Below are 10,925 nucleotides of genomic sequence, written 5' to 3' on the forward strand. Positions count from 1 at the left end.
AATAAATTAGCACGAATGGCATGGAGTATTCTAAGACACAAAACGGCGTTTGACGCGCCAAGAGACGAGGTTGCTATCGGCGTCTGATAGACCCGCAGCAATCCAAAGGAGTTCGCGATAGATAGCAAAGCATGGAACGGAAATATTACGCCCCCAGAATCTGACGGCCCAAATGGTCATAATCGACCTTGCAGCTAATGAGATCACGGCGCGTGCGTAACCCCAACAAGGCCACGACCCGCGTGTCGATAAACAGGCCGGATACATATGAGCGACTTCCGAGAACATGCCAGAAATCATTTGCGAACAGCAGCCGGTACATACAAATGGGCCGTTCACGACGTTTGACATGTCGGGCGAATACTGCCGTTGGATGCGCAAGTGTATTATCGTTCGATCTTAATCTCACTCAGGCTTTTGAAATAGTGTTCAAGCCGAGCTCTCCCAACCAATACTAATTCATACACTACAATGACATAGCGCCCTCGGGGCGCTTTTTTGCGTTATGGCGGTTTGAGACTGGTGCTACGACAGTGCTGCTTTTTAGTGCCGAATGAACAACGCCAATATGATAAACGCCCGTGGAGGCATTGTGGAAGCAAACGCAACGCTATCCCAAACCGAACCGACGCACAAAGAATAGCTTACGTTCAACCGACAGTGCTGCCAGTACTGTCAGACAAAATCCAAAAACATATCCATGAAATCGTAAATGAGACCAAAGTTCAGCTAACGATTACACGACAGCCGCAAACTTGAGGGTGTTGCCTTGGGCGAAGATGTTGTCTTTAATTGCCAAGCATAGCTGAGAGCGGTACGAAAATGCCATGATACTCATGGTTTGCTCTCTCATTGCTGTCGTAGATGGCGATAGCGTCAAGTGCGACGGTCAAAATATTCGCTTAATTGGCGATGGTGCCCCCTTCAAATCTGGATTTGATACGCCGAAAACCTATCGGCCAAAGTGTCAGCAAGAGTTAGAGTTGGGGCGTGCTGCGACTACGCGTACACGTGAGCTTGTTCGTGATGCTGTTGGCATTGAAGATACTGGTAAACATGACCATTACGGGCGCGCTCTTGGCCGTCTCATTCTAAAGAATGGGAAAACAGCTGGTGAAGTTCTCATAGAAGAGGGCTACGCGAAGCCGTGGAAGCCCAAATCCAAGATCGATTGGTGCAGGTAGGGGACTTTAGGGCCGGCTATAAGTCCTTTGCTTACCTTACGTCATAGGTTAACGTTTTCTTCGGTTAGTTATCCGTGTGATTTTAGGGGTGAGATTATGAGAAAACTTTATATTACGATTTTTATACTGCTGATTGGTGCAACGTCAGTATTTGCTGACTCCCCACGCACTATAACTCCGATTGCCACTATTGGAGACATTGGGCTAGCTGAAGCCAATGAAAGCGTTAGTGCTTTCTGGGAGCGGACATTCCACTCTACGCAGCAAGATGTAAAAGTTTGGTCTGCTGCGTGCTGCAAGGTTTGCAAAAAGGGCAAAGCCTGCGGCGACTCTTGTATTAGCCGATCCTATACGTGCCACAAAGGCGTTGGTTGTGCTTGTGACGGGGGGTAAAACGGGGAAAGAGACTTTCGCTGCGAGTGCATAGAGTTATGCATTGCGGACCAAAACGTCGTTTGCTGCGCGTTGCATCACCGTCCGCAGTGTCGGGCAGAATGGAAAAGCACAGTTATCGCCTTTGCCGATCGATCCACGGCCCTTTTGGTATCAGACGAGGCCGTGCTTTAAGGCGATGGCAACTGCCTCCGCGATGGTTCGCGCTCCCAGCTTTCTTCGTAGGTTCGCACTGTGCAAATCAATCGTCGGCATCGCCAGATTGAGGTCGTGGCCCAACTGATCGCGCCTGAGGCCCCGGATGAAACCATGCAGGACATCGCGCTCACGAAGCGTAAGCATTATTTTTTCTTGCGGAGAGTCAAAAAAATTCTGCATTCCATCGGCGCATTCGGTAGTCGCAATAACCAGCACCTTACGCCCGCCATCGGTTCGTGGCAGGAAATTGAGCCGCAGTTTCGGTATGATGCGCCCGTCAGTCGCGCGCGTCTGGGCAAGGTCCATAGCGCGGGCCTCGCTTTTGCGGGCCCCCGTGGCTTTTGCTGCCGCAAAGTGAAAGGCGTTTTTTCCGGCGCCACGAACCCTGAGCGTGCGCTTGGAATCGATGGCAAGAAGCGGATGCAGCCTGAAGAGACGTTCAGCTTTCCCATTCATCTGAAGAAGGCGGCCCTGCTGATCAAGTTCGAAGATCGGTGCATCATCAAGCAAGCTGCGATCCGCGGCTGCGATTTTACGGATGCTGGCACGGTGCAATTCGCGCCGGATCACGTGGAGACGTCCCAGATCTTCGACATGGCGATTTATCAAGCCGAGTTCTGTATCCGTGAAATCCCCGGCAGTCTTGCCTTTGTGAAAGGCCGTCGCGACCCGACCGTCGCGCGTGCTTTGCATCAGGCCCAGGCACCAATACCGATCAAGCCGGTTCTTCTTAATGAACTCGCTATACATCTCGCTTTTTTCGAGTTCTTGCGGGGTGACATAGTTCGACAGCCGAAACGCGCCCATTCCGATCTTGTCATCCGTGCCATGCGCTAACCAGGGATCATGCCCTTCAAATGAATTGTAATCGAGATTGGCTTCCGCCTGTGTTCCGGCGGAGATTTCGCGGTAATCCCCCGGATGGAGCCATATGAATATCGTCGAGGGCACGTCGATTTCGCGCGCCAATCGATTGGGCAGAGTGTTGAACAACTCGTCATCCAGAGCGGCTTCGTAAATGTCGTGATGTGATAGGGATTCAAGCACTGGATGAATCTACTCTGTTGCGCGGTTTCTGGCTGAGCGCGGGCTCGGGAAATCGCCTTGTTCCGATAGGAAGACCGTTTCGAAACCAAAGCCAAATCTTCTAGCCGGTCGATTAATACGTCCGACAGTGGATCGTCGGGGATGCGGTGAAACTGGACAAATGAAACTTGTTAAGTTGATGCCAAAATGCCCGATTCTTCTCAAAAATCAAGCTTTAGTGACAGAGCGCAATCGATGGAATTGGTTGTATAAAGCGCGATATTCGAGCGGGTGCGTCGCACGGTGCAACTGATTTTTGGCGATTGCCCCAATACTTTCATCTTTCGCAACGCCACACTCAAGCCGAAGCTCGCTGAACGTTCATGACGGAGTTCACCAACGATCGGGAATCGGTATCGTTGCATCGTTCTCCAGAGCTGAGAGTGACCCTTGCGGAGCCCTTCAAACAAAGGTCGCTCATATCCGATTCGAAATTCGGCACTGCTGTAAAGATAATAATCGAAGGCATTTCAGCCGCCTTCGACAAGCCGCGCGACAGCATTCATCTGATGCCTAGTGAGCGGAATATTCTGCATGGGCTGATACGTGTCCGCAGATGTGATCAACTGGCCTATATTCTTGGCATCACAGTGCCGACCGTTTATTTACAAAGTGGTAATCTGCGCCGCAAGAACGGCGCAAACACGATGTTAGAAGTGATTTCGACCGCCTACAGGGCTTGTCTGAAGTTTGCGTCTCTAGGTGGCGTAGCAGGACTTAACATTTGCTCGAGACGCGATCGATGACCCATTTGACGCTGTGGTCATAAGACCGCAGGGAGTTAGGCGTCTGGAAAAATTCGCAGCGTCCTATGCGCCCGACGTAATAAGGATCTCCGAGTGCGTCGGGCGTCACAAGATCTGCCACTCGTTCATCGGTGTCCTCCGCGACCTGCAGGCATTGAACTGGGCCGCAGCCCAGCCAGTTGCCGCTGCGTGCCTTATAAAGCACAACCACACCCTTGCTGTGGTCCAAAGTGAAAGCCGAGGCCTCAGTTGCCATTAAGCATGCCGAAAGAGAAATCATAATTAAAAATCGCATTGCGGTGCATCTCCTGAAAGTTTTGCCTCTATATCCTGATGAGGCGGGTGCGGGTCCGCAACCTATGATTTCCTATAGGTTCGCACGCCCGTGTAGTCAGTCAATCACCTATCAAAAAGTCCTTGTGACATGTAACATTCTTTGAAATGGGAATAAGGCGCTGTTTTCGAAGATTTGTAACTTCGAACCGCTACTACGCTAGACTTAAGTGCTAAAAAATTCTGGGAAAACCAACAATGTCTGCTTTCGGGAATCTGCATTGCAGCTTTAACTCGGCCAGCCAATGTCCGGAGTGGGCCGAGAACCGCGCGGTCCTCTCATCGACGCTTTATAACACGCGTTGTGAATGGGCATTTTGGGTGACATCCTCCACGCGCTTGATCAGCGGCTCCACACATCGCGCACTTCATCCGAGTGGAGATATGAAACGCGGCATGAGCATAAATCAGGTACATTTTAGCCCAACCGCAAAGCCGCCCTACAAAGTAGGACGACTTCGAGTTGAACTGACAATCAAATAGCCGAATAGCTTTAGATGTTGTCAGGGCCGTCCGTTTTTTTATTTTTTGCCCGCTTGTTGCGATACGTTGGTAAGAGAATGAGACAAACTGCGATGACCAAAAGTCCTAGGGTCATTGGGCGTTCCCAAATGAAAGCAACACCATCGTAAAGCTGCATGGAGCGTGCAAAGTTATCTTCAAGCATACCTCCCAAGATGAAGCCAATCAGCAGAGGCGCTAATGGGTAATTGGCAAAGCGTAATGCCGTTGCGCAAACCCCAAACCCTACGAGCATCAAGAGTTCAGTTGCGTTGTTCTGTCCAATGTATGCCCCCATCAACGTGAAGAATAAGATGAATGGGATCAGGTAATTGCGTGGCACCGAGAGGACTTTGGCGATGTAAGGAATGAGCGGAAGGTTTAAGACCAGAAGCACGAGGTTCCCGATGAACATGGACATGATCACAGCCCAGAAAACTTGTGGCTCATCGATCATCAAACGCGGTCCCGGCGTGACATTGAGCGCAAGCAGCGCACCAAGCAAAATCGCAGTGGTACCTGAACCTGGAATGCCCAGCGTGAGCAGCGGTACAAATGACCCCGTGCAGGCTGCATTGTTGGCTGTTTCAGGGGCAGCAAGGCCTTTGATGGAGCCTTTGCCGAAATCATCTTGCTCTTCTTTGGTAGCGATATTGCGCTCCACTGCGTAGCCTAAGAAGCTTGCGACTGTCGCGCCCGCACCGGGTAAGACGCCGATGAAGAACCCTTGCAAGGATTGACGCCCGATCACTGGTGCGATCGCTTTGGCTTCTTTTTTGGTGATGCGCAGATCTTTGATCTCACCGCCGCCGTCGGTCATTTCTTTGGGTTTAAGCACCAATAAAAGAGCCTCTGGCAAAGCGAACATGGCCATGGCAAGGGTAATGAAGCCAAAGCCTGTTTGAAGGTCCATGATGCCCATGGTGAAGCGCGGAAGACTAAACAATGTGCCTTCACCCACTGTGGCCATGATCAAGCCAAACACAGTCATGAGTAAGGCTTTGGCCACTTGGCCTGTGCCTGTAAAAGCTGCAATCGCGCAAAGGCCGACGACCATTAGGGCGAAATACTCTGAGGAATGGAAGAGCAATGCAACAGACGAAAGTGCAGGTGCGAAGATCATCAAAAGGAGCGCGCCGATTGTGCCGCCAGCGAAAGATGAGACGGCTGCAATCGTTAGGGCTTTGCCGGCTTTGCCTTGCTTGGCCATAGGATAGCCATCGAAAGCGCTGGCAACAGTGCCCGCAACACCCGGTGCGTTTAATAAGATTGACGACGTAGATCCGCCAAAAATCGCACCGTAGTAAACGCCAGCGAGCAAGATCAGTGCGCCAGATGGATCGCCCATCGAAATAGCGACGGGGATCATGATCGAGATGATCGACATCGGGCCAAGGCCCGGAAGCATGCCGATGAATGTTCCGATCAAACAGCCGCCAATGACCAAGAGAATGTTTTGGAATGAAAGGGCCGTTTGTAGGCCAATGAGAAGTCCTTCGAGCATATCAACCTCCCAACATGTTAGAAATGAATGCGGGCCAAGGGCGCATGTAGATGCCAAGCACCTCAGAGACCAGGTACCAAATCGTGAAGGCGGCAATGAATGCGACCAGAACCATGACGGGCCACTTTCGTTCGCCCAATAGGAAAGACCCTAAGATCAAGAAACCCATAGTAGAGCTGATGAACCCAATCGGTCTAAGGCTGAGCGCGTAGATCACCATTAAGCCTAAAAGCATCAAAGCTTGTCCTAGTTTGTACTCGTGCAAGCGGCGGTAATCGATGTCGCCGATAACCTCATCGCTCTTCTCAAAACTGAACAAAATGATGAAGGCTGAGATCAGTCCGAGAATGGACAAGATCTTCGGAAATGTGCTGGGCCAAATCGGATTTCGCTGCATGAACGGTGCTAAATTCGCGTCCATCGTAAACCAAGCCGTATATCCGTAGGCGAGACAAATCCCCGCCAAAATGAGTGCGATCCAACGATCGAGTGCCATGCGTCCATCCCCCGTCATAGGCAAAAAATGGCGGAGCAGTTTCCCACTCCGCCTTATATTGTGTTTAGAGTGATTTAGAGAAAGCCGAGTTTCTTCATGAGATCGCCGATGACCTGTTCTTGGCCTTCGAGGAACGCTTTGAAGTCGTCACCAGAGTTGTGGATGTTGACCCAACCGTTGCGTGCCCGCACAGCTTCCCACTCAGGCGTGTCATACATTTTTTCGATCACTTCTTGGTACGCGTGGACTTCTGCCTCTGGTAGGCCGGGAGCGCCGAAGAAACCGCGCCAGTTGACGAATGTCGTGTCGATGCCTTGCTCAATCATTGTCTTGGCATCGGCTGCTGCTTCAACCCGTTCAGGGGCCGTCGTACCGATGATTTTAATCTCGCCAGCATTCGCTAAATCTACGGCCTCGGAAAAGCCTGTGGACAAAGCAGATATCTCACCAGAGAGCAAAGCTGCCATCGCTTTGCCGCCAGCATCGTAAGGGATGTACTTCATCGCAAGCGCGTCTTTACCGGCCGCTTCCATCACCATGGCTGCCACGAGGTGGTCCATGCCGCCCGGAACAGATCCGCCGCCAATTGCTGTGCCGGATGCATTTGCATCGAAGGCTGCGAGCAAGTCATCCATGGAGTTGATTGGGCTATCTTTGCCCACAACTATGGCTGCGTAATCGCCGATTGTGCCTGCAACCAATGTAAGATCGCGGAAGTTATGTGGGAAAACGCCCGTGAGAGAACGGATCACGATAGGCGTCGAGTTCACCATCAATGTGCCATGACTGCTGTCTGCGTTTTCAATCATGTAACCGATGGCTTTGCCGCCACCGCCGCCAGACATGTTCTCATATGAAGCGGTGCCAACAAGGCCTGCGCCCGTCAGAGCTTCGCCCGTTCCGCGAGCCGTTCCGTCCCAACCGCCACCAGCTCCGCCGGGGATCAAGAAGTGAATGCTGTCGAGTTTTTCGTGGCCATCAGCCATAGCGGATGTTGCAAAACTTAGGGCTGCGGCAGCACCAAGCATCAGGGCGCGGCGGCCCAGTTTCAAAGATGTCATAATATTCCTCCCATTTGACAACCGGCCGCATTGCGGCTCAGTTAAGCAACCAAACCACGCCAAGCTGACACAAACCTGTCACGGACTTCAGAAAGTGTTAACCTCGATGAAATTCCTCTTGATTGAAGACAACATTCAACTGGCTCACGCGATTTGTTCGCGCATGGGGTTGGATGGTCATGTCATTGATCACGCTGAAACAATCACGGATGCTTGCGCCTACTCTGAGACCAATGATTACGACCTTATCTTGCTAGACATCATGCTGCCTGATGGGGATGGACGTGACTTTCTCACGGCTCACCGTGATGGGCATAAGAGCACGCCAGTCATCGTTTTGACCGCGCGATCGCAGGTCTCAGATAGAATCAGTATTTTGGATTTGGGGGCGGATGACTACATGACTAAGCCTTTTGATCACGCTGAGCTCGAAGCGCGCTGTCGTGCCGTTCTGCGGCGTAGAGGCGGACCGCTGCAGACGGTAAAGCGTATTGGAAATGTTGCTTTTGATCCTGTGGCTGGCACACTCATCGTTGCGGATGAAACTGTTCAATTGCGGAATCGGGAGTTGCGGCTTTTGGAGGTTTTGATCAACGCGCCGGGACAAATATTTGCAAAGCAAAAGCTTGTGGACCGCCTCTTTTCTTATGACGATAATGTGTCGGAAAACGCGGTGGAAGTCTACATAGCTCGCCTACGCAAACACCTCCTTGGTTCCACCGTTCAAATCACAACGTTACGCGGCCTTGGATATCGGTTGGATTATGACTGACACCACACGCATCTCAGGATCACTGCGCAACAGATTGGCTACGACCTTAATTGGCGGCGCGGCTGTTCTGGCCGTTTTGCTGTTTGTCGTTGTGCGTGGGTATGCGGCCCAGATTGCTCAGCAGGGACAAGACAGCATTCTAGCCGCATCGGCTTCCTCTATCTTGGATGCTGCAATTATCCGCGATGGCAGTGTCGAAGTCGACTTTCCTTATTCAGCGCTTTCCATTTTAAGCACACCTTCAGACGACCGCATTTTCTATGCGATCTACCGTGATGATACTTTGTTGTCCGGATATGAAAGTCTACCGCGTGCCCCTTTTGACGGAAGCGCCACGACCGCGTTTACCACCACAGATTTTCAAGACGACGCGGTTCGGTTCATATCAGCGCGCCGCATCTTGGTTGGGGAAAACCTACGCACTCACGTCTCCGTCGTGGTTGGTCAAACTCAAGATGGCCTCACGCTGACGCTGAATCGTATCTCGCGCAACGTGGCTGTTTTCGGCATTGGCTTCTTCATCCTCGCGGCTTTGCTATCTTATTGGGCCACGTCGATTACGATTGAGCGGTTAACGCGATTGACGATCTCTGTGACGCGGCGCGGACCTCAGGATCTATCGCCAGTGATTGCGCCTATGCCTGTTGAAATGGCGCCATTGGTCGCGTCCCTCAACACGCTCATGGACAGGCTTGATCAATCACTAAACCGTTCAGAAGAGTTCATTGCAGAGGCCGCGCATCGTGTTCGTACACCGCTAGCGACCGTGCGCTCGTATGCCGAGGCAACGCTACAACGGGTCAGCAAGGAAGAGAACCGCCAAGCCTTGCGTTCCATGGTGCGTGCAATCGATGAAAGCTCGCGCGCGGCTGGGCAGTTGCTAGATCACGCAATGATCACGTTTCGCGCCGACCATTTAGAATATCAAGACATTGATTTGGTCGAACTTGTCACAGAATTTGTCCGCAGTTTTAGTCCCTTGGCCGAGATGAAAGATATCGAATTTAGCCTGCATATGTCACCGCCGGTTCACATCGCTGGAGATCCGATTTTGATGCAAAATGCAGTGCGCAATGTGATCGACAATGCCTTGAAGTATTCACCGTGTGAAAGCATTATTTCAATTACCGTTTCAGCGCACCCAAATCCGCGTGTCATCATTACAGATCAAGGTCCAGGCTTTCCGCCCGAACAATTGAATACATTGACTGAGCGCTTCACCAGAGGCGACAACGCCGAAGGGACCGTTGGCTCGGGTCTGGGGTTGACCATCGCGCAAGACGTGGCATTGGCACATGAAGGCCATCTCGAACTTTCAAACCTTCCAAAGGGGGGCGCATGCGTTACTTTTATCTTATCGGCATGATGCTGTGCTTCGTGATGTCTGGGGCTGTTTTTGCCAAAGACTGGGAAGAACAACATCTTTTTCAAGCACCAAATCATACGCTAACTTTGCGAGTTCTCTCGAGCACGGATACGTCGCTTTTTGCACCGATCATCGATCAGTTCGTGCAGCAAAACCCGAATATTTCTGTTGAGTATCTGGTGACTGGTACGGTGGATCTCTACGACACTTTCCGTCAAAACGCCTCAGACTTTGACGTTGTGATTTCAAGTGCTATGGATTTGCAACTGAAACTGACCAATGATGGGCATGCCTTAAAGATAAGCGGCGTGTCGCATCCTGACTGGGCGCAGTGGGGTCAAGGCCTGTTTGCGTTCACAGCCGAACCTGCGGCGATTGTGATCAACCGTGCGGCCTTTGCGGGGCGGCGCAAGCCACAGACACGGCAGGATTTGATACTCGCTTTAAGAGCGCGGCCTGAGGTGTTTCGGGGTAAAATTGGTACCTATGATGTGCGCGCATCGGGACTTGGGTATTTGTTTGCGACACAAGACGCCCGCGCGTCAGAAACGTATTGGCGCCTGATGGAGGTGATGGGGAGCTTGGATGCACAGCTTTATTGTTGTTCGGGCGAAATGCTCGACGATGTGGCAAATGGCACATTGGCGATCGCATATAATGTCCTTGGTAGCTACGCGCACGCACGCCCAGATGCTCTCAAAAAAATCGAGGTCATTTTTCCGTCAGATTTCCCTACAACAATGATGCGCACAGTGTTCGTGCCTAAAGAAACATCACAACGCTCAGCCGCGGTCAGTTTTTTAAAACATCTCATATTGCCTTCAACAGATGTCAGCGATTTGGGTCTTTTTCGAGTTCCATTTCTCACGAGTGAACCAAATGATATGGGGCAATCCATGATTGCTCTGGAACCAGCACTGCTCACGTATCTCGATGTCTTGAAACGCCGAAAGTTCATACAAGCTTGGGAAGATGCCATTATTCAACCGAGTTTCTAGGCTCAGGACTCATAACCGAAATAGAACTGTTGCAGCGAGTGCAATTGCGGGCATGAATACGTTTGGGCAGCGATCATAGCGAGTTGAGACTCTCTTCCAATTTTTGAACTTTCCAAACATGGACCTGTCGCGGTTTGATGCCGCTTGTCTTATGAATATTCCAGCTTTTGTGCGAAACAAGAGCCAGAGCTCAACATTCAAAAATATTGAGCTCTGGTGGTGGTTGGATCGTCTGCCGCTTGGTCTTTGAGGACCGTAAAGGAGTAAGATCAACCATCACCTTCGCC

The 10,925-nt window shown here is 51.3% G+C and carries 9 protein-coding genes and 1 pseudogene; 5 read left to right on the forward strand and 5 right to left on the reverse strand.

From position 1 onward, the window contains the following. Positions 1 to 827 precede the first annotated feature (827 nt). Entirely contained in the window at positions 828 to 1,184 is a 357-nt protein-coding gene (locus tag BM025_RS16495) for a thermonuclease family protein (RefSeq protein WP_085850634.1), read from the forward strand. Positions 1,185 to 1,730: 546 nt separating this feature from the next. On the opposite strand, the gene BM025_RS16500 is transcribed toward BM025_RS16495, so the two are convergent. Further along, a complete protein-coding gene (locus BM025_RS16500) occupies positions 1,731 to 2,822 on the reverse strand; it encodes a LuxR C-terminal-related transcriptional regulator (RefSeq protein ID WP_085850633.1) in 1,092 nt (363 codons plus the stop codon). Between the two features lie 362 nt (positions 2,823 to 3,184). Here BM025_RS16500 and BM025_RS19235 point away from each other — a divergent pair, with 362 nt between their 5' ends. After that, entirely contained in the window at positions 3,185 to 3,607 is a 423-nt protein-coding gene (locus BM025_RS19235; RefSeq protein WP_170842217.1) for a response regulator transcription factor, read from the forward strand. A gap of 826 nt (positions 3,608 to 4,433) precedes the next feature. On the opposite strand, the gene BM025_RS16510 is transcribed toward BM025_RS19235, so the two are convergent. From BM025_RS16510 to BM025_RS16520, 3 genes are all read right to left on the reverse strand, one after another. After that, entirely contained in the window at positions 4,434 to 5,945 is a 1,512-nt protein-coding gene (locus BM025_RS16510; RefSeq protein WP_085850631.1) for a tripartite tricarboxylate transporter permease, read from the reverse strand. Between the two features lies 1 nt (position 5,946). Beyond that, positions 5,947 to 6,441, reverse strand: a complete 495-nt coding sequence (locus BM025_RS16515; RefSeq protein ID WP_085850641.1) for a tripartite tricarboxylate transporter TctB family protein — start codon at positions 6,439 to 6,441, stop codon at positions 5,947 to 5,949. A 74-nt stretch (positions 6,442 to 6,515) separates the two neighbouring features. Further along, positions 6,516 to 7,502, reverse strand: coding sequence for a tripartite tricarboxylate transporter substrate binding protein (locus BM025_RS16520; protein WP_085850630.1), 987 nt, complete (start codon positions 7,500 to 7,502; stop codon positions 6,516 to 6,518). A 106-nt stretch (positions 7,503 to 7,608) separates the two neighbouring features. Between BM025_RS16520 and BM025_RS16525 the strand changes: the two genes are divergently transcribed. The 3 genes from BM025_RS16525 to BM025_RS16535 are packed head-to-tail and all read left to right on the forward strand — an operon-like array spanning position 7,609 to position 10,638. Beyond that, positions 7,609 to 8,274, forward strand: a complete 666-nt coding sequence (locus tag BM025_RS16525; RefSeq protein ID WP_085850629.1) for a response regulator transcription factor — start codon at positions 7,609 to 7,611, stop codon at positions 8,272 to 8,274. Beyond that, a complete protein-coding gene (locus BM025_RS16530; RefSeq protein WP_085850628.1) occupies positions 8,267 to 9,640 on the forward strand; it encodes a sensor histidine kinase in 1,374 nt (457 codons plus the stop codon). Before BM025_RS16525 ends, BM025_RS16530 begins: the two co-directional genes overlap by 8 nt. After that, the gene (locus BM025_RS16535) at positions 9,613 to 10,638 is read left to right on the forward strand and encodes an ABC transporter substrate-binding protein (protein WP_085850627.1); all 1,026 of its coding nucleotides are present in this window, start codon (positions 9,613 to 9,615) and stop codon (positions 10,636 to 10,638) included. The genes BM025_RS16530 and BM025_RS16535 overlap by 28 nt, the downstream gene beginning before the upstream one ends. A gap of 9 nt (positions 10,639 to 10,647) precedes the next feature. Here BM025_RS16535 and BM025_RS18985 read toward each other — a convergent pair. Continuing rightward, positions 10,648 to 10,788: pseudogene (locus BM025_RS18985) on the reverse strand (IS5/IS1182 family transposase); the annotation flags it as partial. Positions 10,789 to 10,925 lie beyond the last annotated feature (137 nt).

Origin of the sequence: Pacificibacter marinus (genome assembly GCF_900109555.1) — a bacterium.
GTDB lineage: Bacteria > Pseudomonadota > Alphaproteobacteria > Rhodobacterales > Rhodobacteraceae > Celeribacter > Celeribacter marinus_C.

Excerpts from the sequence above, each read along its gene's own strand:
- BM025_RS16495 (WP_085850634.1), top strand. The coding sequence starts at position 828 with ATGATACTCATGGTTTGCTCTCTCATTGCTGTCGTAGATGGCGATAGC.
- BM025_RS19235 (WP_170842217.1), top strand. The coding sequence starts at position 3,185 with ATGACGGAGTTCACCAACGATCGGGAATCGGTATCGTTGCATCGTTCT.
- BM025_RS16510 (WP_085850631.1), bottom strand. The coding sequence starts at position 5,945 with ATGCTCGAAGGACTTCTCATTGGCCTACAAACGGCCCTTTCATTCCAA.
- BM025_RS16515 (WP_085850641.1), bottom strand. The coding sequence starts at position 6,441 with ATGGCACTCGATCGTTGGATCGCACTCATTTTGGCGGGGATTTGTCTC.
- BM025_RS16520 (WP_085850630.1), bottom strand. The coding sequence starts at position 7,502 with ATGACATCTTTGAAACTGGGCCGCCGCGCCCTGATGCTTGGTGCTGCC.
- BM025_RS16525 (WP_085850629.1), top strand. The coding sequence starts at position 7,609 with ATGAAATTCCTCTTGATTGAAGACAACATTCAACTGGCTCACGCGATT.
- BM025_RS16530 (WP_085850628.1), top strand. The coding sequence starts at position 8,267 with ATGACTGACACCACACGCATCTCAGGATCACTGCGCAACAGATTGGCT.
- BM025_RS16535 (WP_085850627.1), top strand. The coding sequence starts at position 9,613 with ATGCGTTACTTTTATCTTATCGGCATGATGCTGTGCTTCGTGATGTCT.